Here is a 20107-nt window from a genome sequence, read left to right on the forward strand (position 1 = left end):
TTAACGCCTTGCCTTGGGGTCGAGCACGTCGCGCAAGCCATCGCCCAGGAGGTTGAAGGCGAGTACGGCCAGGAAGATCGCGGTGCCCGGTGCAACGGCGGTCCACCAGTAATCCGGCATATAGGAGCGCGCGCCTGACAGAAGCGTGCCCCATTCCGGCGTGGGTGGCTTGACGCCGATGCCCACGAAGCCGAGCGAGGCAACCGTCAGGATTGCAAAGCCCATGTCGAGCGAGGCTTTCACCACGATCGGCGACATGATGTTAGGCAGGATATGACGGCACAGGATGCGCGTGGCATTGGCACCAAGCGCTCGAGCTGCCACCATGAACTGTTCTTCCTTCTTGCCGATGACTTCGCCACGCACCAGCCGCGCATAGGCCGGCCACCAGGTGATCGCGATGGCGATGATCATGTTGAACACGCCCGTTCCCAGGGCTGCAGCCACGGCCATTGCAAGAATGAGGCTGGGGATCGTCAAAAGCAGGTCGGGCAGCCGCATCAGGATCTCATCAAGCCAGCCGCCGAAATAGCCGGCGATCGCTCCTACCGTGGTGCCGACCACGATGGCGATGAAGACCACAGCCATGCCGGAGAAGAGCGAAATGCGCGAGCCGACCAGAACGAGCGAGAAGATGTCTTGCCCAAGCTCGTTGGTCCCGAACCAGGCGCTGGCAGAAGGCGGTTGAAACCGGGCGGCCGTGTTGGTGACACCCTGGAGGTGTTCGGGATGCGGGACGATATAAGGCGAAAGCAGCGCCACCAGGATCAGCAGCAGCACGATCGCCAAGCCGACGACCGACAGCCAGCTCTGGCGGAAACGGTAAAAGGCGCGGCCCCAGTTTTCCATGCGCGCCGACTGCGGGCGTGCCTGCACAGTTGCTGTCTCGGTCGTCGTCATGCGTAACGTACCTTCGGATTGAAGACGCCGTAGAGCAGATCAACGACGAGCATCGTGAGCAGGTAGATGATCGCGATCACCAGCGTGACGCCGATCACCGGCATGAAGTCCTATGTGAGGATGGCCTAGGTCGCGTAATGGCCGAGGCCTGGCCAGTCGAACACGGTTTCAACAAGGACTGTGCCACCAAGCAGCCACGACACGTAAAGGCCGATGACAATAAGGTCGACGTCATCGCGTTCTTCAGCACATATTTGAACAGGATCAGGCGGTTCGACAGGCCGAGCGCATGCTCGGTCATGAAGTAGTCCTGCTGCAGCACTTCGATCGTGGACGCGCGCATCATGCGGTCGGTGGCCATACCGGCTACATCACCGTGTTCGACGGTCAGCAGATGTGCGTGCTGCGGATGGTGCGCGGCTCGAGCCCGATCGCCATCGCCACCACACCCGGCTATCGCGCCTGGCCACATGCCACGTCCAATGGTCGTGCCATGCTGGCTTTGCTGAGCGAGGAGGAGTGGCGGCTACGGGTGCCGGACGAACTGCCGGTCTTCTCGAAATCCACACCGGCAACCCATGGAGAACTGAAAGAGCGCGTCGAGCAGATCCGCCAAACCGGCCGATCCTCGTCGGTGGACGATTCCTATGAAGGCGTGTCGTCCCAAGGTATCGCCTTGCGGGATCCCGACAGCCACGAGGTCATCGGCGTTGCGATCTCCTATCCTTCAGCACTTTCAACCCCAGAGCTGAAGACCCGCATTGCGGCACTTCTCGATGACATGAAGAAGGATCTTTCACGTCATATCTCCTGAGCAGGCTCGGGTAGATCCCGAGAGTGACCTGAGCCTCACCACCTAGTCAGATAGGCAACACCTTGCCGGGATTGAGGATGTTGTTGGGGTCGAGGGTGGATTTCAGCGCGCGCATCACGGCCACTTCAGCGGCTGATCGTGAATGATGGAGATAGTCGCGCTTGGCCAAACCGACACCGTGCTCGGCAGATATCGATCCGCCATGCTTGGCGATGATCTGGTAGATCACATCCTTGACCGTCTTCGTCCGGTCGATCCTTGGCACACCTGTCGTCACATGCAGGTTGCCATCGCCCATATGGCCGATGACGTGCAATCCGAGATTGTCCGGCACCTTGTCCTTCAAGACCTGCGTTGCATCCTCGGCAAAAGCTTCCATGCGTGAGACGGGAAGCGAGACGTCGAAGTCGACCATATTGGTGAACAACGCTATTTCAGCCTCGAAGTCTTCGCGGATCTTCCAGAGCTCCAGACGTTGCTGCGAGGATTGCGCGATCACGGCATCGGCAACGTCTCCAGCTTCGAGTGCCGCGGCGATGCAGGCTTCGAACATAGACGCATCCGCGTCTTGATCGAAGCCTTCGGCCTCACAGATCACGTAGAAGGGGTGTTCTAGCCCCAGCGGTGCGCTGTCGGCGAAAACGGCGCGGGTGTTGAACGCGAAGAATTCGTTCCACATGATCTCGAACGATGACAGCGTGCCCCGCAGGTCGCGTCGCATGCGATTGAGCATTCGGGCAACGGCGTTGAAGCTGTCGAAGGCAATCAAGGCCGTATTCGTTGTTGATGGCGCGGGATGCAGACGCAGCACTGCTTTCGTAATGACTCCGAGCGTGCCCTCGGAGCCGATGAACAACTGCTTCAGATCATAACCCGTATTGTCCTTGGGATAGGACACGAGATGGCTGAGCACGGTCCCATCAGCGAGAACGCATTCCAGTCCAAGAACCTGATCGCGCGCGACACCATAGCGAAGCGCTTGAAACCCGCCCGCATTCGTCGACAGTGCGCCGCCGAGATGGGCGCTTCCACGTGCGCCGTAATCCAGACCAAAGCGCAGATCGACCCGCCGACATTCGTTTTGAATGGACTCGATCACCGCGCCGGATTGCGCCTCGACTGACAAGTTGTCGGTGTCCGGCGCTTCGATCGTATTGAGACGGTCGAGCGACACAAGGATGGTGTCCTTGTTGGAGCGCGTTCCGTGCACCAGGTTGGTGCGGCCACCTTCAACGATCACAGCTTGCCGGTCACGATCGCACTGCGAAAGGATGGCCGCGATTTCCTCGACATTGCCGGGCCTCACCAACCCCAGAGCAATGGTCGGATCGTTGTTCCAGAAGTCCTGTGGTCTTTCGGCGAGTTCTTCGCCGGGCACGGTGTATTTCGCGCCGACGATCGCTTTGAGAGCGTCAAAAGTCGTCATGTCGCCTTAAGCCTTGCAGAAGCAGGAGAGATCCGAGACGAGCGCGCGCCCGGCTTTTTGAATGAAGTCCACGTCCGAGCCGATCGTGAAGAACGAGAAGCCGAGGTCACGCAGTTGCGGGATGTGATCGACCTCGCCGACATCGATGGCGGCAATCTTCCCGTTCTCCCGTGCCGCCTTGGCTACCCGCGCACAAGCCTCGAGCAGCGGACCCTTCATCTCACCGAGAGGCGCACCCAGAGAGCTCGCAAGATCAGCCGGTCCTACATAAAGGATGTCAATGCCCTCAACCGCAGCAATGGCTTCAACGGCATCAAGGCCCTTCACGCTTTCGAGCTGCACGATCACCGTGGTCGCATCGTTGGCGTTTGCGAGGTAGTCGCCGAAGTGGTCGTAATATCCGGATGCGCGCCATGGACCGATGCCACGCTTGCCGAGCGGTGCGTATTTGCATGCCGCTACGATGGCGCACGCTTCTTCGGCGCTTTCCACCATGGGGACCATGACACCGGCGGCTCCGGCATCAAGCGCGGACTTGATCTCGGCCGAGGCCTGTGACCGGGGCCGGAAGATGACAGGTTTGCCTCGAAGATCCGCAGCCGGCAGCAAGGTGCTAAGTGCGCTGACCTCGATTGCGGAATGCTCCGCATCCATCAGAAGAAAGTCGACATCCAGGCGCGCCATCACTTCCACGATCGTGGGATGAGGGATGCTCAGCCACGCGCCGAACACAGGTGCTTGACCAAGGAGCCTGTCCCGGAAGTCTTTGCCGAACTGGAGAACCATTCTTGAACTCGTTTCTTTGCCTGCGTTCATCCCGCAAGCCTCACCTGTTTCGAGCTGGAGAAGCGCGAAAAGATCTTCAGGATGCCCAGTGAGATGATGATGTAGATCGCTGAAATCAGAAGCAGCGGTTCGTAAGTGAGATAGGTGGACTGACGCACCTGAGCTGCAGCGGAATAAACGTCCAGCACCGTGATGGTAGCGACGAGCGGCGTCGCCTTGAGCTGCAGGATCGTTTCGCCCGCAAGCGTCGGCATCGCGCGGCGAACTGCCTGGGGCAACCAGATCCGGCGGAAAATCTGCCGCTCCGACATGCCGAAGGAACGGCCGGCGTCCAGCTGGTCCTTGCCGACGCCCGCAAAGGCGCCGCGTAGAACCTCGCCTTCATAGGCCGCATAAGACATCGTCAGGCCGAGCACCGCATAAGGCCATGCCTGTCGCAGGATCGGCCAAAGCTCCGACTGCCGGATCCAGGGGAATTGCGGAAAAAGCGATCCCAAACCGTAGTAAAGCAGCCAAAGCTGCAGAAGCAGCGGCGTGCCACGAATGACGGTGCAGAAGGCCTTTGCCGGCCAGGCCAGCCAGAAAGGGCCGACGACCTGCACGAGCCCGATCGGAATGGCGAGAAGCAGTCCGAGAACGCTCGTGACGATAACCAGGATGATGGTCGTGACCAGCCCCCTCCACAGGAGGGGATAATAGTCCATGATCCAGTCCCACCGCATCTGAGACGCAATGGCGGCTGCGGCAACGATCAGGATGAGCCAGCCGGTGAGGCGAACTGAGGAGCCTTGAGAAGGTGCGCTGACCAGTGCGCTGCTGGTGTTTTCGGTCGTGTCTGTTTTGCTCACGCGGTCTATCCTCAAGCGATGCCGCGGCGTGCCCGGCGTTCAAGCCGTCTCGCAAGGAAGTTGGAGACGAGGCTGGCGATGAGATAAAGGCAGCCCGCCGCAAGGAAGAAGGTGAAGTAGGATTTCGTCGCGCCTGCAGCTTGCCGGGTAATCTGTGTCAGCTCTCCGAAGCCGAGCACGGCCAGCAGGGCGGTGTCCTTCATGGCGATGAGCCAAAGGTTCGAAAGACCAGGAATGGCATAAGGCAGCATGGCAGGAAGCGTGACCCGGCGCAGCGTCAGGAACGACCCCATGCCGTAAGCACGGGCGGCCTCGATTTGTCCCTGAGGGACGGCCAGAATGGCGCCGCGAATAACTTCGGTCGAGTAAGCGCCTTGAACGAAGCCCAGCACCCAGATGCCGGCCAATGCACCATTGATCTCGATGGGATCCTGGCCGAACAAGCCGATCACGGCGTTGATGAGGTCGGCACCCGCGAAATACACGATCAGGATCAGCACCAGTTCCGGAACCGAGCGAACGATCGTGGTGTAGAGTTCAAGCCCTTCGCGGGCCACGGCTCCACCATAAAGTTTGCCGACGGCGCCGAACATGCCGATCACGAGCCCCAGTGCGAATGCACCGAAGGCGATGAACAACGATCGCCAAAGCCCACCGAGGAGTGCGTATCCCCATCCCTCGGTGGTGAATTGCTGAAGGTCGAGTCCGCTCCAAAGGGACGATATGTCGAAAACGAAACTGATCGGGATTCTCCGCTTGCTTTCGTGTTGACCCTAGGTGCGGGCTTTCTCGATGCCGCTTACTTCTTCGGCGAGATGTCGAAGTCGAAATACTTCTTCGAAATCTCTGCGTAGGTACCGTCTGCCTGTACGGCTGCGATCGCCTCGTTGAGCTTGGTCTTCAACTCGGTCTCGTCCTTGCGCAGGCCGGCACCGTTGCCTTCACCAAGCGTGGCGGAATCCGCGGGCAGGTTGCCTTTGGTTTCGCAGCAGCTTTTCCCGGCATCGGACCTGAGGAACTGGTCCATGGTGATGACGCGGTCGAGAACAACGTCGATCCGTCCGGCCGCCAGATCCTGGTAGGCTTCGTCCTGCGTATTGTAGCCGCGGATCTCGGATGCCTGCGACGCGAAGTTCTTGTTCGCATAAGCCTGCTGGCCGCTGGACACCTGAACGCCGATGATCTTGCCGCTCATGTCTTCGGGGCTGACGCCGATGTCGTCGGACTTGTTGGCCACGACAGCTGTCGGCATGTCGTAGTAGCTGTCGGAGAAATCGATGACCTTGCGGCGCTCGTCGTTGATGCGCATCGAGTTCATGATGACGTCGATCTTGCCGCCGAGCAGGGCGGGGATGATTCCTTCCCAAGCGACCGGAACCAGCTCGCAATCAAGCTCTGCCTCGTCGCATACGGCGTCGATGAATTCGACTTCCCAGCCGGTCCAGTTACCCTGAGCGTCCGGCACCCAGAACGGGGGATAAGGTTCCGGCGCAAAGCCGACCTTTACCTTCTCCGCGGCCATTGCTGAGCCCGACAGGAGTGTAATTGCGGCTACGGCCGCACAAAGAATACCCTTCTTCATTTCGGTTCCCTTTTGCTTTGTTAGTTGAAATTGCTGAGAAACTTTTGCAGTCGCTCGGATTGAGGATTGGAAAAGAACTCGGATGGCGGTCCTTCTTCTTCCACAACGCCGTTGTGAAAGAACACAACGCGGGTCGCGACATCGCGAGCGAATGCCATCTCATGGGTGACGAGGATCATTGTGCGACCTTCGTCGGCGAGAGATTGAATGACCTTGAGGACCTCGCCCACGAGTTCAGGGTCGAGAGCTGAGGTCGGTTCATCGAACAGCATTGCCAGCGGATCGACGGCAAGAGCGCGCGCAATGGCAGCTCTTTGCTGCTGCCCGCCTGACAGAAAGGCAGGATAGGCATCGTGCTTGTCGTTAAGGCCGACCCGATCGAGAAGCCGCTTGCCTTCTTCGATCGCCTGTTTGCGAGGAACGCCAAGCACATGCACCGGCGCCTCGATCATGTTCTCCAGCAAGGTGCGGTGCTGCCAAAGGTTGAAGTTCTGGAACACCATGGCCAGACGTGACCGAAGCTGGCGGATCTGCTGTCGCGAAGCGGGCGCAAGATCGCCGTGACCGTCTGGCTTGAAGCGTACCTCCTCACCGTTGATCCTGAGGCTTCCAGATGTCGGGTGATCGAGGCAGTTCAAGCAGCGCAGGAAAGTCGATTTGCCTGAACCACTACCGCCGATGATGGCTACAACGTCCCCTTTCCTTGCGGAAAGATTGACGCCTTTCAGGACTTCCAGCGCTCCGAAGCGCTTGTGGATCTGCTCGGCATGAATCGCTTCGGTCGAAGCGTTGCCTTCGGACTCGGACATTCAAGGTCCTTCTTACACGAACTCTCTTTGATTAAACGGAGAGATAACGCACGATAGAGTGCGCGTAACTGCCAAAAATTCTAACAGTTGGACAAACTGAGCTCATGCGTAAAATGCGCCAGCTAATTCCTTCGGGAAATCTTCTCTACGTGTTCGACGCTGCAGCGCGGTGTGAAAGCTTCACCAAGGCTGCCGTCGAGTTGAATGTAACGCCCGCAGCTGTCAGCCATGCCATTCGCCAATTGGAGGAAGGGCTGGGCACGACGCTTTTCCGGCGTCTGCACAGGCAGCTGCGCATCACGCAAGACGGCGCGAAGCTTTATCAAAGCGTGGCCAGGGGGCTCGACCAGATCGAGGATGTGGCGGAAGAAATTCACACCTCATCCGCCGCAGCGGAGATCAAGGTCTATGCTTCGATAACAGTGGGAACGTATTGGCTGCTGCCGCGCCTGGCGACCTATCCCGATCCGGATACGCGTATCGAAATGCAGCTTTATAACTCCGACCGAAAGCTCGATATTCCAGCCGACGGCGTTTCGATGGCAATCACCAACGGGCGCACGGAATGGCCCGGCTATGACGTTCAGCCCTTCGCCGAGGAGAAGATCTTTCCGGTCTGCAGCCCTTCATTCCTGAAGAATGTCGGGCCGATCAAGGATCTGGAAGCGCTGCTGAAGCTCAATCTGCTGCAGCTCGACAGCAACTACCATGATGGCAACACGTGGAAGGATTTCCTCGGCCATTGCGGTGTCGATTGTCCAAGCGATTACGCCTTTGACACCTACAACAACTACATCCTCGTCATCCACGCAGCTATTGCCGGTTCAGGTATCGGCCTAGGCTGGCAGCATTCTGTTGGCGATCTTGTCGAGAACGGTACGCTGGTCAAGCCGCTCGATGTGTCGTTTTCATCCGGCAACAGGTTTCGCGTTGTTTCAAGGAAAGACCGTCCTTTGACGCGCCGCGCCGCAGCCGTTCGCGACTGGCTTCTGGCCATCGGGGATCAATCCGAAGCGGCGGGATGACGGCTTGCGCTCGCTTTATTCAACGAGGCCGATCATGGGACCGTATCCGCCGTGCCAGGATACGTCGCTGCGCTCCAAGGCTGGTGAGTAGATCCCGGTGCCGCGACCGCCATCCAGGAACAAGGCATCCGGGCAGTTGAGATGATCCCGGAACAACCGCGCAAAGTCATGGAAGTTGACCCGCGTCTCGCTGATCGCGAAGTGAACGTGGCCATCTTCGCAGACCCCCACGCCGCTACGCCGGTTCCGATCGGTGGAGCCGGGGATCAGGGCTGGATGTAACTTTCCCCGAATGACGAGCATCGGCCCCGACTGCGTTGCGAAGAGAGGATCAGGCTTGCGCTTGATATACTCCTCTGTCGTGAGCACCCCTGCTTTCGTGGGTCCAAAGAAGAAGATGCCGTTGGGCTGCTTGAAGAAGTTGGGGATCTCCCGTGCCGGCCGCTCCATGATGGTGGAGTTGACAGGCCGCAGTTGCTTGCCATTCTCGATGTAAAGGCCAACCGGTGTGAAGTCGGTGTCGTACATGCCGGCATTGAAGGCAAAAGACAGCTTCTTGCCCTCTGCCTCCAGGCTCCGCGCCAATGTGGCGAAGCTCCGGAAGGGCGCGCCTGTGTCCTTCCTCCAGAAGAGCCGCAGGTCAGACGATGCGGGGTCGATGCTGCAAACGACATAGTCCGTGTTTTCGAACTGGTCTCGCTTACAAACCTCGGCCTGCGCCATCCCCACGGCAGAGGTCGCTCCCAGCGTCAACGACACCAGGAGGAGGGCAAGCTTGCTACGCCGTAAACCTGCGCGAAAGATCAAGCGGCCTGCTTATGGCTGTTATCAAGCTGCTTCGACCAGTCGGCATACCAGGTGTCGAACAGCTTGAGCTGAGCTTCCACATAGCCCTTCTGGCTTGGGCTGAGCGCATCGTCTTCGTTGAAGTGCAGCGTGTATTCAGGGTCGCCCTTCAGCACCATCATGTGCTTGAAGTAAAGAACGAGATCCGGTCCCTCGTCGAAGGAAGACAGCACGGCCAAAGCCGCTTCCAGTTCCAGCGCTCGCTGACGTGCAGTGGCGTCACCTTGTGCCGCAGCCTGCGCAAGTGAAACCAGATGCAGCACCTCGCGTGGCAAAACGCAGCCGATGCCGGTGATCGCACCCGTTGCGCCGCATTTCACGAAGCCGTGGAAGACGCAAGTATCAACACCCACCAGCAACGATACTGCATCATCCTGGCTGGTGATGAACTCGGCCGCATAGCGCATATCATCGCCGCCTCCGAACTCCTTAAAGCCGACCAGATTTGGATGATCTGCGCGCAGTGCGAAGAACAGATCGGCGCGCGTACGGAAACCATAATAGGGGCTGTTGTAGATCACGGCAGGCAGTTCGGGCGCAGCGGCGAGGATCGCCTTGAAGTGCGCCTTCTGGGCGAGAAGCGACGGGCCTCGTGACAGAACGCGCGGAATAACCATCAAACCCTGCGCACCGACCTTCCGGGCGTGAACAGCATGTTCTACTGCAAGCTTCGTGTTGACGGCGCCTGTTCCAACGATCACCGGAACACCAGCCTGCACGAGACGCTCGACGCCTTCCATGCGCTCGGCATCGGTAAGCAGGGGCCAGTCGCCCATCGAGCCGCAGTAAACTACCGCCGACATGCCGGCCGCGATCAGCTCCTTTGCCTTGCGAACAAGCGCATCGAAGTCAGGCGTACGATCGGCCTTGCAGGGCGTCATGAGAGCAGGGATGCAACCTGAAAAGATGTCGGCTTCCATAGATGATTCCTCAAGCAAAGGACGTCGGGGACGTTCGATTGAGGTTACCTACCTCATCTGCATGCAATTTGTCGACAGGAAAGCATGGTGCCTTCCGGTGAGGCGCTGCTGCCAGTTGGTAGCTTTCAAAGAGGCACCCTCTCTCGATGTTCAGGCAGGATCAGCTTTTGGATTTGTTGGACAATCTGGTCCGCATGCGCTGTTGCCAGGCGGTCGCATTCATCGACATTCCTTGCGGCAATGGCTTTGATCATCTCGTCATGTTCTGCCACGTACCGACGTGGAAGATTGTCGTCAAAAGATTGGTAATAAAGGCGCAACAGGCGGCGACCGTCATCGAGCAAGCGAAGAAAGAGGCTCACATAGTAGGGGTTGCGGCCGGCCATCGCGATAGCCGCGTGGAAATCGCGATTGGTAGAGATCATCGCCAGCGCATTCCTGTTCTCGACCGCTGCGGCATAAGTTGCCTGATGCCTGCGGATCGCTTCCAGGTCGGCTGGCTTGTGGAACTCGGCTGCTTTTCGGGTTGTGACCCGATACATCAGCGTCAGTGCGTCGAAGAAGTGGTGCAGGTTGGGAAAATCGATCTGCGACACGACCGTGGAACGGTTCGGCAAAGTGCTGACCAAGCCTTCGCCTGCGAGCCGAACCAGGGCTTCACGCACCGGCGTGCGCGACACCTTCAGCCTTTCCGAAATCTGCACCTCTTCAATAGGGCTGCCTGGAGCAAGCACGAGGTCGAGGATCTCATCGCGAAGGATGTTATAGACCATCTGTGCGCCGGAGCCACGTTTGCGAACGGGTGCCTCGGTATCAGTGATGTCGGTCATTGCACCACCCAGGCAGGTGTTTGCGTGAACAATAGCTGCGCATCGCAGGAGCTTCTGACGGGGGTGACACTCCGAACAGGAGGCGAGTGCAAGACGAGCTTCACGATTCCTGCGCTTCCCGTTCAAGCAAGTCGCGCTTCCTCTCCAAGCCCCAACGATAGCCGGACAGGCTGCCGTCCGTGCGCACCACGCGGTGGCAGGGTATCGCGACAGCAAGAGCATTGGCTGCGCAGGCACCGGCAACGGCTCGCACAGCGCTTGGTTGACCGATACGCTCAGCGAGTTCCGCATAGCTGACCGTTGTGCCGACGGGAATGCTGCGCAAGGTCTGCCACACACGCTCCTGAAAGGCGGTGCCTTGGATGTCGAGCGGTAGATCGAGGCCAATGCGCGGGGCTTCCACGAAGCCGACCACGGTGGCAACGGTTTCTTCGAAAGCGGGATCTGCGCCGATAAGCTCGGCTTTGGGAAAGCGGTTCTGCAAATCTTGAAGCAGTATCTCAGGCTCATCGCCCAGCAGGATTGCGCATAGACCCTTCTGGCTTTGAGCCACAAGGATGTGCCCGAGTGTGCATTCGCCAATGGCAAAGTGAATGCGTGCGTTTGTTCCGCCCTTCTTGTACGCGCCAGGTGTCATACCGAGGACCCCGTCCGCTTGGTCATAGGCGCGGCTGCTTGCGTTGAAGCCAGCTTCGTAGATGGCCCTCGTAACATCGTTGCCCTGGCCCAAGGCAGACCGTAGCTTCTCTGCTTGGCGAGCGGCACCATAAGCGCGGGGCGTCAAACCGGTATGCTGCTTGAACAAGCGGTGGAAGTGGAACGGGCTGAGACCTGCGGCCGAGGCGAGGGTGTCTAGCTGCGGAAGGTCATCTGCGACATCGATCTGCTTGCAAGCTTCAACGATACGCTGGGCCTGCGTTCGCTTTGCTGATGCGGCTTGCGGCTTGCAGCGCAGGCAGGGACGGAAGCGGGCTTCCATGGCCTCTTCAGCGGTAGCGAAGAAGCGGACGTTTTCTGGCTTGGCTCGACGCGAAGGGCAGGAAGGTCGGCAGAAAATGCCGGTTGTAAGAACCGCGTAAAAGAAGTGGTCGTCCAAAGCGGCATCGCGATCCAAGACGGCTTTCCAGCGCAGGTCTGCCAGCGGATCGAAAGCGGTGTGAGAAGAATGCGGCATGGCATGTCCTTATGAAGCTTGAGGCATCATAGGCAAGATGTCGATCATCCGCTTCCCGCTGCTTGCTGTCAAATTCGCTGCACAGCAAGCTGAAACGAAAACGCCCTGCCGGATGAGGGCAGGGCGTTTTCTCAGAAAGATCTTTCGATCAACGAAGACCGAGGAAGGACAAGATCGCGAGAACCACGACAACAAGACCGACGAGATAGATAATACCGTTCATTTTTCTGAGCCTTTCACATTAGCGGATCGATAAAGTAACGCGCTCGTGTAGGTGGAGTTCCTGAAGGACACCGACACTGCTGTGGAAAAAAGGCGAGTGAGCCGCCTTTTTTCCGGAGTAAGTATCAACGCAGGCCGAGACCTTCGATGATGACGCCCTCATCGCGGTGACGACCGCCGATGCCGGCTGCGAAGAAAGCAACGGCTGCGCTTACTGCAAGCGAAGCGGCCGTGAAGAAGGCAACCACGAGAGCCGTCTTGCGAGCGGCGTCCGCTGCATCGCGAGCCGACCGGACAGCTTCTTCAGCCGTTGTAACCGCCTGGTCGACGCGGGCGCGGGCTTCTTCCTGCGGGATGTTGGTGTTCTGAGCGATCAAGCCAGCCACATAGTTGCGATCGTCCTCGTTGAACTCGCCTTCGGAAAGGGAAGACGTGAAGATACGACCGACCTCAGCGCGGGTTTCCTGCGTGATCGGCTCACCATTTTGGCCGCGGAACAAGCGATCGACGTAGCCTGCAACGGCAGGATTATCGGCTGCATTGCCGGCACCAGAAGCGATGCCACCGATTGCGCTTGCTGCACCGCCGGCTACGTTCGATACTGCATCGGCAGCCGTGCTCGTTGCTGCGCCGAGGCTCGAGACAGCCATGAAGGCGCCAAGCAGAGCGCCTACAGCCCAGACGAGCAGACCATGCGAGCCGTCGCGGATGTCGGATTCATGCTCGGTCGCATCGTAAGCGCGACGCCGAAGACGGCCGGTCAGGTAAGCGCCTGCGCCGAAAGCGGAGACCTGAACCCACAAGAGCCAAAGGCCGGCTGCGAGTGCGATGCCCCAAAGCGAGGTGCTTTCGCCTTCATAAGGCGACGTCAGGGAAAGGCCGAGTGCCGATCCGAATGTGATCAGCACGAAAGAGATGGCAGAAGCCAGAACGGCACCTGCGATGATGGCTGGCCAGTCGACATAAGAACCGGTCTTCTCACCAGCTCCCGTCTCGACAATGGTCACGCCCGATGTTGTGTCACCCAAAGACATGGTTTTGAACTTCCCTCTCCGTGCTCCAGGATCAGTGTGGAGCCGGTTTTCCTGCCTAGTTCTGAACAGCGATCAACGATAACCGGCGTAGGACAGGATAAAGAGAACGATGACCACTGCGCCGATGATGTAGAGAATGCTTCGCATGAACAGCACTGGACCTTCTGTTACGAACATCACCGCAACGCGGCTTCAGCCACTTTGTTCCTTTGGTGTCCTGCTGATGTTTTCTATATGGCAGAAGTAGCAGGATCCTGCGGTCCATGGGTAGGCTAAAAGCCTTGCAAGACGACAAAGCACTGTTGAACGCGCTCGCCGGCATGGTCAGTCTGGCCACGGCCATGGGGATAGGCCGGTTCGTTTACACGCCACTCCTGCCGGCCTTGATGACTGGCACCGGCTTGACCGTATCGCAAGCCGGCTGGATCGCTTCGGCCAATTTCGTCGGCTACCTTCTCGGTGCGATCCTGGGCGGCGGTGGCTGGGCACATGGAAAAGAACGGGCCATCGCCCTTATCTCGCTGCTCGCATCGAGCCTGCTCGCAGCGGCAATGGGCTTGAGCCATGACTTTCTGGTCTTCGTGATCATTCGCTTTGCTGCCGGCCTCGCGAGCGCATTCTGTCTTGTTTTCACGACCACGATCGTGTTCGCGCGCCTTGCCCAAGCCAATCGGATGGATCTTCAGTCCGTTGTGTTTTCCGGTGTGGGATTAGGCATCGCTCTGTCGTCAGTGCTGACGGGCATCGTTTATTTCGAGGAAGCCCGTTGGCAGACTGGGTGGTTTGCCTCCGGCGTTCTGTCCCTAGTTGGAACACTGATCGTCTTCTTGCTGTTGGCGCCCACCGCGAAGACGATCGGCGCCGGCAGCCGCGAACTGCCCCTGCCGAAATCACGACCTTTCTGGGCCATGACGCTTGCCTACGGGTTTTTCGGTGCAGGTTATGTGGTCACGGCAACCTTCCTGATCGCGATCGTGCGCGTTGGCGATGGTGGAGCACAGATGGAAGCCGGTGTCTGGCTCGTCACAGGCATAGCGGCGTTTCTCTCGTTGCATGTCTGGAAAGCCGCTGTTGCATCCATCGGCTTGGTAATGGCCTTTGCCGTAGCGTGCGTGATCGAGAGCCTTGGCGTCATGGCAAGTGTTCTGATCCCCGGCATGGTCGGCGCGATCGTTGGCGGCGCTCTTCTCGGCGGTACGTTTGTGGTCATCACTGCTTACGGTCTTGCAGCCGGACGCATGTCTGCCCCTGACGCACCGCGAAAAGCCTTGGCCGTCATGACGGCTGCGTTCGGCATCGGCCAGGTTATCGCACCCATCGCCGCCGGTTATCTGGCTGACTGGACAGGCGGCTTTCTTGTGCCTTCGATCGGGGCTGCGTTGCTGCTGTTGGTGTCGGCCGCGACAGCCGTGGGTTTCGGCTCAGAAAGCCGCGCTCATCGAACATGAAAAAACATTAATCCACGAGCGCGGTGGAATGACGATCCTCGCCACGAATCCGTACCAATTCGCGCCGTGAGTGCGCCAAGTACATCGTTTGCACGCGGATCGTTGCGGCCGCCCTTGAAGGATATCGCACTTGTTTGTTTCGTTTTTTCCGCGGCCGCGGCTGTTCTTCGCCTCCGCAGTTATTTGGAGCCTGATTGCAGTCATCGGCTGGTATCTTGGCGGTGAACAACTCGGTGCGTTGTTCAATATGGCGCCGAGCGGGGCCGATGCGGACACGACGCGGGGCGTCAGCGAGTTCCTGTCGCCTGCTTACATCTGGTTTTACGTTTACTTCTGGATGTCGATCTTGCTCTTCGCCGGCTTCTGGTTTTGGTTCTCACCGCACCGCTGGCAGGCTTGGTCCGTTCTGGGTTCAGGACTGATCATCTTCATCACGAACTTTTCCGTTCAGGTGTCGATCGTCATCAACAACAACTGGCGCGGGCCCTTCTACAACCTGATCCAGGAAGCTCTGACGACGCCAGGTTCTGTGAACCAGGGGCAGCTGTTCAGCGGGGTTGTCCAGTTTCTGACGCTGGCTCTGGTCGGCATCACGGTTGCGGTGCTCAACCTGTTTTTCGTCAGTCACTGGGTGTTCCGCTGGCGCACGGCGATGAATGAATTCTACACCTATCATTGGCCCCGCCTGCGCCATATCGAGGGTGCGTCCCAGCGCGTTCAGGAAGACGCCATGCGCTTCGCCACCACGATGCAGGGGCTCGGCGTCAACTTGATCGACGCGCTCATGACCTTGATCGCCTTTCTGCCTGTGCTGGCAGCCTTGTCGGGCAATGTCACGGAACTGCCGGTGGTCGGCGCAATCCCCTATCCGCTGGTGTTTGCAGCGATCGGCTGGTCGATCTTCGGCACGGTTCTTCTGGCGGTCGTCGGCATCAAACTGCCCGGCCTGGAATTCCGCAATCAGCGCGTTGAAGCGGCGCTTCGTAAGGAGCTGGTTTACGGCGAGGACGATGCCAGTCGTGCCCAGCCTTTGACGCTCGGTGAGCTCTTCGACAATGTGCGAAAGAACTACTTCACGCTCTATTTTCACTACGTCTATTTCAACGTAGCCCGTTATCTGTACCTGCAGGCAGACGTCATCTTTCCGACGTTCCTGCTGGTTCCGACGATCGCTGCCGGACGCATAACCTTCGGCATCTTTCAGCAGATTTTGTCCGCTTTCACCTACGTCGCTTCATCGTTCCAGTACCTCGTGAATTCCTGGCCGACGATCGTGGAGTTGATCTCGATCTACAAACGCCTCCGCGCGTTCGAGGCGCAGATCGGAGGTGGCGAGTTGCCGGAGGCCGACCAGCATTATTTGCGGCGTGAGCAGGCCGGTGTGCCGCCGGAAGATCAGCCGGCGACCTGAAGCAGAAAGTGATCAGCCACCAGCGCTTTTCGGAGCGCTGGTGAGCGCCTGGAGCTCGCGATAACTCACGCATTTAGTGTCGGGCCGAACACACGCTTCGCGAGCGAAGCGTTCCAGCGCGTGCCAATAGGCACCGCCATTCATGAGCACGAAATGGAAGCCGAGCTGAAGCGGCCGCTTTTTGCCCGAGAGCTCGGCATCAAAGGCGGTTTTGAACGCCTGATACGCGCGCTCGGAGAAGGCCGCGCTTTCTTCGGCCTTCTCCTTGGCGCCGGAATGCCGGACATATAGATTGTAGTCCATTGCGATGATGCGGCGTGATCTCGGACCCTCGGGCACCATCGGCAGGGAGTATAGCGGGACCTTCGGTTTGTGGTCGGGGTCAACCGGACCATCGGATACACCGCTGGCGCTATACTGGAAGCCTGCCTGCGAGAGGGCTGCGTCCAGCCCTTTGCTGGTGGAAAGATAAGGTGCGCGGAACCCCTTTATCTCGGTCTCGGCAAAGTCTTTCCACTCGGCCGGCTCGCCGTCGATCCCGTTGATGGTATAGGCGTCGCGCACGATCTTGCTGAAGCTATCCAACTCGCTCAGCCAGTCGGCCTTGGACCAATCCTTGCCATCATAATGGCCGCAGCCATGGCTGCCGATCTCGTGGCCTTCGCTCCGCGCGCTCCAGATCTGGTCGAGGCGTGCGATCACGTCATGGCGGGTCTCGGCAAAACCCACATTTGAACGACCCGCAGAATGATGCGGCGCCTGGTAGGCAGCCTTGGTTTCTGCCGAAAGCAGATAAACGCAGGACAGGAAGTAGGTGAAGTGTGCGCCGGTTTCCGCGGCGAGTGCGCGGCTTCGCTGCCACAACGTGTTGTCATGCGCTCCGTCAAAGGAGATCACCACATATTGCGGTTTCTCCGGAGGCGCCGCTTCCTGGGCGAACAAGGTGGTTGGGAAAGTTGCAGCCATGACGGCGGCGACAGCGGCACTGCGTTGAACGAACATCGATCCCCTTTCCAAGCAGGCTGCGGGCTAGAACCCGAATATGGCGGGGATGCGGACGCGAAAGGGATGGGCGCACGCCTCGCTTGGTGCTAGGTGGAGAATAGTCGCGCCAGCTTGAAAGCCAGCACCATGACGATCTTTGTTCTCGGAATCATCCTGTTTCTCGGTATCCACTCCGTCGATATCGTTGCGCCCGCCTGGCGTCAGCGCCAGGTGGAGCGCATGGGCGAGGGGACCTGGAAGGGCATCTACTCGGTGTTCGCCCTTGTCGGCTTTATCCTGCTGATCTGGGGCTATGGCATCGCGCGCAATGAAGGCGTGGTGCTTTATGAGCCACCAGTTGGATTGCGGCACCTTTCTCTGCTTTTGATGCTGTTCGCCTTCATCGCGCTCGCTGTTTACGCCGTTCCAGCCGGTAAGCTGAAGGCCAAGCTGAAACACCCGATGCTGGTTGCGGTGAAGCTTTGGGCTTTTGCGCATCTGCTCGCCAATGGTGATCTGGCATCAGTGCTGTTGTTCGGCACCTTTCTGATCTGGGCAGTGTTCGACCGCATCTCCGTGAAGCGCCGCCATGTCCCGACACCGGCTGCAGGACCGGTGAAGTGGGACATCATCGCCATTGTGGTTGCCGTCGTGTTCTATCTCCTTTTCCTGTGGCGTCTGCATTACTGGCTGATCGGCGTTTATCCTCTGCCCCAACTGGCTGGCTGACGCCGACGTGAAGAGAAGCCGAGCGCTTTTTTGCGCAAGCTCTTCCATGGCCGGCAAAACTCGCTAAAACGCAGAACTTCAATCCAAGCCGGCCAGGAGCCGGACGCCGGCTCCTGGCCGGCCAATCGAGCAAAGCGAAACGGATGTCGGACACCTTCTTCCGCGAAGTCAATCAAGAGATGCGGCAGGCGCAGGCCCAGGCGCTCTGGACCCGCTTCGGCCCGATCGCCATTCTTCTTGCCGTGCTGATCGTTCTCGCGACCGGCGGCTGGGTTCTTTACGATTGGTGGTCGACCAACAAGGCCAATGCTTCCGGCGACCAGTTCTCGCAGGCACTCCAGCTTGCCAGCGAAGGCAAGACGGATGAAGCTGCGGCTGCCCTGCAAACCCTCGAGGACGATGGTGTCGGTGCTTATCCGCTGTTGGCGCGCCTGCGCATGGCGACGGTTCTTGCGCAAAAGGGCGACTTCAACGGTGCGGTTGCCGCCTTCGATCAGGTGGCTGCCGATAATGCCATCCCGCAGGGTCTTCGCGACATTGCCAAGCTGCGCGCGGGCCTCGTTCTCGTTGATCATGGCAGCTTTGCCGATGTCGAATCCCGCGTTGGTCCCTTGAACGCCGATACCAATCCGCTGCGTCACTCAGCGCGCGAAGCCCTCGCCCTGTCGGCCTGGAAGGAAGGCCGTCCTGCCGATGCACTGCCGATCTTCCAGCAGATCTTGGACGATCAGGCCGCTCCCGGCAATCTGCGTCAGCGCGCCACGATGATGGTCGAGCTGATCCGCGGCTCCGGCGTCAAATAGGCCGATAGAATGGGTTTCTCCCTAGCTATTATCGGCCGTCCGAATGTCGGCAAGTCGACGCTGTTCAACCGGCTGGTCGGCCGTAAGATCGCGATCGTCGACGATACGCCGGGTGTGACGCGCGATCGCCGCGTGCACGACGCCAAGCTCTATGACCTGCAATTCGACGTTGTTGATACGGCAGGTCTCGAGATCGCGCCAAACGAGTCACTGGCTGGCCGCATGCGCGCGCAGACAGACATCGCGATCGAAGAAGCGGATGTCATCCTCTTCATGATAGACGCGCGCGTCGGTCTGACGCCGGACGACCGGACCTTCGCCGACATCGTGCGTAAGGCCGGCAAGCCGCTGGTGCTGGTCGCCAACAAGACCGAGGGTCGTGCCGCCGAAGCGGGCGCAATGGAAGCCTGGGAACTGGGCTTGGGCCAGCCGGTCGAAATTTCCGCCGAACATGGTCTCGGCATGGCCGATCTGCGCGACGCCGTTGTTGAAGCAATCGGCAAGGAACGCGCCTTCGAAGAAGATGAAGCCGATGCGCTGATCGCCGAACTCGGCGAAGTGCTGGTCGGCGAAGACATCGAGGATCCCGACGCCGAACCGGCCTACGACGAATCCAAGCCGATGCGAATCGCGATCGTCGGACGTCCTAACGCCGGTAAGTCGACGCTGATCAACCAGATGATCGGCGAAGAGCGTCTGCTGACTGGGCCTGAAGCCGGCATCACACGCGATTCCATTTCCGTGGAATGGGAATGGAAGGGCCGCGAGCTCAAGCTGTTCGATACGGCTGGCATGCGGCGCAAGGCACGTGTTCAGGAGAAGCTGGAAAAGCTTTCGGTGGCCGATGGCCTGCGAGCCATCCGCTTTGCCGAAGTGGTTGTCGTCGTGTTCGATGCAACGATCCCGTTCGAGAAGCAGGATCTCCAGATCGCCGACCTCATCATTCGCGAAGGTCGCGCTCTGGTTCTTGCCTTCAACAAGTGGGACCTGATCGAAGACAAGCAGGCTTATCTCGCCGAGCTTCACGAGAAGACCACCAGGCTTCTGCCGCAGGTGAGGGGGCTGCTGGCGATCCCGGTTTCAGCAGAAACGGGGCGCGGCATCGATCGTCTGATGGAAGGCATCGTGAAGACCCACGAAGTCTGGAACCGCCGCATTTCCACCGGCCGTCTCAACCGGTGGCTTGAAGGCGTTGTTGGACACCATCCGCCACCCGCGGTGGCCGGGCGTCGCCTCAAGATCAAGTACATCACGCAGGTCAAGGCGCGTCCGCCGGGCTTCGTTCTGTCCTGCACACGGCCCGACTCGGTGCCGCAATCCTATGTGCGTTATCTTGTGAACGGATTGCGTGAGGCCTTCGACATGCCCGGAGTACCAATCCGCATGATGCTGCGCGCGTCGGACAATCCGTTCGCGTCCAAGAGCAAGTAGCGCTGCTGCGCGTCTGACGTTCACGATTTTCTGAAGCGGCCGGTGCATGCACCGGCCGCTTTGCTTTAGCCACCATTCTGAAATT

20 protein-coding genes are annotated in these 20107 nt (G+C 59.2%); 7 read left to right on the forward strand and 13 right to left on the reverse strand.

Features of this window, described 5'->3' with window-relative positions; genetic code table 11:
- Positions 1 to 900, reverse strand: coding sequence for an ABC transporter permease (locus JYU29_RS03300; protein ID WP_213983324.1), 900 nt, complete (start codon positions 898 to 900; stop codon positions 1 to 3).
- Between the two features lie 289 nt (positions 901 to 1189).
- Between JYU29_RS03300 and JYU29_RS03310 the strand changes: the two genes are divergently transcribed.
- Complete coding sequence (locus tag JYU29_RS03310) at positions 1190 to 1714, forward strand: IclR family transcriptional regulator domain-containing protein (protein ID WP_213983325.1); 525 nt, start codon at positions 1190 to 1192, stop codon at positions 1712 to 1714.
- Positions 1715 to 1760: 46 nt separating this feature from the next.
- Here JYU29_RS03310 and JYU29_RS03315 read toward each other — a convergent pair whose 3' ends face one another.
- The 6 genes from JYU29_RS03315 to JYU29_RS03340 all read right to left on the reverse strand — a co-directional run bounded on the left by JYU29_RS03315 (position 1761) and on the right by JYU29_RS03340 (position 7165).
- On the reverse strand, positions 1761 to 3140 hold the full coding sequence (locus JYU29_RS03315) for an FAD-binding oxidoreductase (protein WP_213983326.1): 1380 nt from the start codon (positions 3138 to 3140) through the stop codon (positions 1761 to 1763).
- Positions 3141 to 3146: 6 nt separating this feature from the next.
- Complete coding sequence (locus JYU29_RS03320; protein WP_213983327.1) at positions 3147 to 3926, reverse strand: HpcH/HpaI aldolase family protein; 780 nt, start codon at positions 3924 to 3926, stop codon at positions 3147 to 3149.
- A 26-nt stretch (positions 3927 to 3952) separates the two neighbouring features.
- Complete coding sequence (locus JYU29_RS03325) at positions 3953 to 4735, reverse strand: ABC transporter permease (protein ID WP_250157258.1); 783 nt, start codon at positions 4733 to 4735, stop codon at positions 3953 to 3955.
- A gap of 50 nt (positions 4736 to 4785) precedes the next feature.
- Positions 4786 to 5499 carry an ABC transporter permease gene (locus JYU29_RS03330; RefSeq protein WP_213984237.1) on the reverse strand — a complete coding sequence of 238 codons (714 nt, stop codon included), beginning with the start codon at positions 5497 to 5499 and terminating at the stop codon, positions 4786 to 4788.
- A gap of 74 nt (positions 5500 to 5573) precedes the next feature.
- Positions 5574 to 6356, reverse strand: a complete 783-nt coding sequence (locus JYU29_RS03335; protein ID WP_213983328.1) for a transporter substrate-binding domain-containing protein — start codon at positions 6354 to 6356, stop codon at positions 5574 to 5576.
- Between the two features lie 20 nt (positions 6357 to 6376).
- The gene (locus tag JYU29_RS03340; protein ID WP_213983329.1) at positions 6377 to 7165 is read right to left on the reverse strand and encodes an ABC transporter ATP-binding protein; all 789 of its coding nucleotides are present in this window, start codon (positions 7163 to 7165) and stop codon (positions 6377 to 6379) included.
- 113 nt (positions 7166 to 7278) lie between these two features.
- On the opposite strand from JYU29_RS03340, the gene JYU29_RS03345 reads away from it, so the two are divergent.
- On the forward strand, positions 7279 to 8190 hold the full coding sequence (locus JYU29_RS03345) for a LysR substrate-binding domain-containing protein (RefSeq protein ID WP_213983330.1): 912 nt from the start codon (positions 7279 to 7281) through the stop codon (positions 8188 to 8190).
- Between the two features lie 15 nt (positions 8191 to 8205).
- Here the strand turns inward: JYU29_RS03345 and JYU29_RS03350 are convergent, their stop codons facing one another.
- The 5 genes from JYU29_RS03350 to JYU29_RS03370 all read right to left on the reverse strand — a co-directional run bounded on the left by JYU29_RS03350 (position 8206) and on the right by JYU29_RS03370 (position 13216).
- The gene (locus tag JYU29_RS03350; protein ID WP_431192835.1) at positions 8206 to 8994 is read right to left on the reverse strand and encodes a phosphodiester glycosidase family protein; all 789 of its coding nucleotides are present in this window, start codon (positions 8992 to 8994) and stop codon (positions 8206 to 8208) included.
- A complete protein-coding gene (locus JYU29_RS03355) occupies positions 8994 to 9956 on the reverse strand; it encodes a dihydrodipicolinate synthase family protein (protein ID WP_213983331.1) in 963 nt (320 codons plus the stop codon). Before JYU29_RS03355 ends, JYU29_RS03350 begins: the two co-directional genes overlap by 1 nt.
- A 125-nt stretch (positions 9957 to 10081) precedes the next feature.
- A complete protein-coding gene (locus JYU29_RS03360) occupies positions 10082 to 10786 on the reverse strand; it encodes a GntR family transcriptional regulator (RefSeq protein WP_213983332.1) in 705 nt (234 codons plus the stop codon).
- A gap of 100 nt (positions 10787 to 10886) precedes the next feature.
- Complete coding sequence (gene ada, locus JYU29_RS03365) at positions 10887 to 11960, reverse strand: bifunctional DNA-binding transcriptional regulator/O6-methylguanine-DNA methyltransferase Ada (protein WP_213983333.1); 1074 nt, start codon at positions 11958 to 11960, stop codon at positions 10887 to 10889.
- A gap of 347 nt (positions 11961 to 12307) precedes the next feature.
- Positions 12308 to 13216 carry a hypothetical protein gene (locus JYU29_RS03370; protein WP_213983334.1) on the reverse strand — a complete coding sequence of 303 codons (909 nt, stop codon included), beginning with the start codon at positions 13214 to 13216 and terminating at the stop codon, positions 12308 to 12310.
- 263 nt (positions 13217 to 13479) lie between these two features.
- Between JYU29_RS03370 and JYU29_RS03375 the strand changes: the two genes are divergently transcribed.
- Together JYU29_RS03375 and sbmA are read left to right on the forward strand one after the other, a co-directional pair.
- The gene (locus tag JYU29_RS03375; RefSeq protein WP_250157167.1) at positions 13480 to 14664 is read left to right on the forward strand and encodes a YbfB/YjiJ family MFS transporter; all 1185 of its coding nucleotides are present in this window, start codon (positions 13480 to 13482) and stop codon (positions 14662 to 14664) included.
- Between the two features lie 130 nt (positions 14665 to 14794).
- On the forward strand, positions 14795 to 16075 hold the full coding sequence (sbmA, locus tag JYU29_RS03380; protein ID WP_213983335.1) for a peptide antibiotic transporter SbmA: 1281 nt from the start codon (positions 14795 to 14797) through the stop codon (positions 16073 to 16075).
- Positions 16076 to 16087: 12 nt separating this feature from the next.
- On the opposite strand, the gene JYU29_RS03385 is transcribed toward sbmA, so the two are convergent.
- Entirely contained in the window at positions 16088 to 17077 is a 990-nt protein-coding gene (locus tag JYU29_RS03385) for a polysaccharide deacetylase family protein (protein WP_213983336.1), read from the reverse strand.
- A 129-nt stretch (positions 17078 to 17206) separates the two neighbouring features.
- Here JYU29_RS03385 and JYU29_RS03390 point away from each other — a divergent pair, with 129 nt between their 5' ends.
- The 3 genes from JYU29_RS03390 (at position 17207) to der (ending at position 20022) form a co-directional block, all read left to right on the forward strand.
- Positions 17207 to 17788 (forward strand): NnrU family protein, encoded by a 582-nt coding sequence (locus tag JYU29_RS03390; protein WP_213983337.1) that lies wholly within the window; start codon positions 17207 to 17209, stop codon positions 17786 to 17788.
- Between the two features lie 143 nt (positions 17789 to 17931).
- Entirely contained in the window at positions 17932 to 18591 is a 660-nt protein-coding gene (locus JYU29_RS03395) for a tetratricopeptide repeat protein (RefSeq protein ID WP_213983338.1), read from the forward strand.
- 9 nt (positions 18592 to 18600) lie between these two features.
- A complete protein-coding gene (gene der, locus JYU29_RS03400; RefSeq protein ID WP_213983339.1) occupies positions 18601 to 20022 on the forward strand; it encodes a ribosome biogenesis GTPase Der in 1422 nt (473 codons plus the stop codon).
- The last annotated feature ends 85 nt before the right edge of the window (positions 20023 to 20107 follow it).

This window comes from Tianweitania aestuarii (assembly GCF_018457165.1).
GTDB lineage: Bacteria > Pseudomonadota > Alphaproteobacteria > Rhizobiales > Rhizobiaceae > Tianweitania > Tianweitania aestuarii.

What these genes read in the sequence shown, in the direction of transcription:
- JYU29_RS03315 (WP_213983326.1), bottom strand. Translation starts at nt 3,140, where the DNA reads ATGACGACTTTTGACGCTCTCAAAGCGATCGTCGGCGCGAAATACACC.
- ada (WP_213983333.1), bottom strand. Translation starts at nt 11,960, where the DNA reads ATGCCGCATTCTTCTCACACCGCTTTCGATCCGCTGGCAGACCTGCGC.
- JYU29_RS03320 (WP_213983327.1), bottom strand. Translation starts at nt 3,926, where the DNA reads ATGGTTCTCCAGTTCGGCAAAGACTTCCGGGACAGGCTCCTTGGTCAA.
- JYU29_RS03370 (WP_213983334.1), bottom strand. Translation starts at nt 13,216, where the DNA reads ATGTCTTTGGGTGACACAACATCGGGCGTGACCATTGTCGAGACGGGA.
- JYU29_RS03310 (WP_213983325.1), top strand. Translation starts at nt 1,190, where the DNA reads ATGCTCGGTCATGAAGTAGTCCTGCTGCAGCACTTCGATCGTGGACGC.
- JYU29_RS03340 (WP_213983329.1), bottom strand. Translation starts at nt 7,165, where the DNA reads ATGTCCGAGTCCGAAGGCAACGCTTCGACCGAAGCGATTCATGCCGAG.
- der (WP_213983339.1), top strand. Translation starts at nt 18,601, where the DNA reads ATGGGTTTCTCCCTAGCTATTATCGGCCGTCCGAATGTCGGCAAGTCG.
- JYU29_RS03375 (WP_250157167.1), top strand. Translation starts at nt 13,480, where the DNA reads ATGGGTAGGCTAAAAGCCTTGCAAGACGACAAAGCACTGTTGAACGCG.
- JYU29_RS03355 (WP_213983331.1), bottom strand. Translation starts at nt 9,956, where the DNA reads ATGGAAGCCGACATCTTTTCAGGTTGCATCCCTGCTCTCATGACGCCC.
- JYU29_RS03390 (WP_213983337.1), top strand. Translation starts at nt 17,207, where the DNA reads ATGACGATCTTTGTTCTCGGAATCATCCTGTTTCTCGGTATCCACTCC.
- JYU29_RS03360 (WP_213983332.1), bottom strand. Translation starts at nt 10,786, where the DNA reads ATGACCGACATCACTGATACCGAGGCACCCGTTCGCAAACGTGGCTCC.
- JYU29_RS03395 (WP_213983338.1), top strand. Translation starts at nt 17,932, where the DNA reads ATGTCGGACACCTTCTTCCGCGAAGTCAATCAAGAGATGCGGCAGGCG.
- JYU29_RS03335 (WP_213983328.1), bottom strand. Translation starts at nt 6,356, where the DNA reads ATGAAGAAGGGTATTCTTTGTGCGGCCGTAGCCGCAATTACACTCCTG.
- JYU29_RS03300 (WP_213983324.1), bottom strand. Translation starts at nt 900, where the DNA reads ATGACGACGACCGAGACAGCAACTGTGCAGGCACGCCCGCAGTCGGCG.
- JYU29_RS03345 (WP_213983330.1), top strand. Translation starts at nt 7,279, where the DNA reads ATGCGCCAGCTAATTCCTTCGGGAAATCTTCTCTACGTGTTCGACGCT.
- JYU29_RS03385 (WP_213983336.1), bottom strand. Translation starts at nt 17,077, where the DNA reads ATGTTCGTTCAACGCAGTGCCGCTGTCGCCGCCGTCATGGCTGCAACT.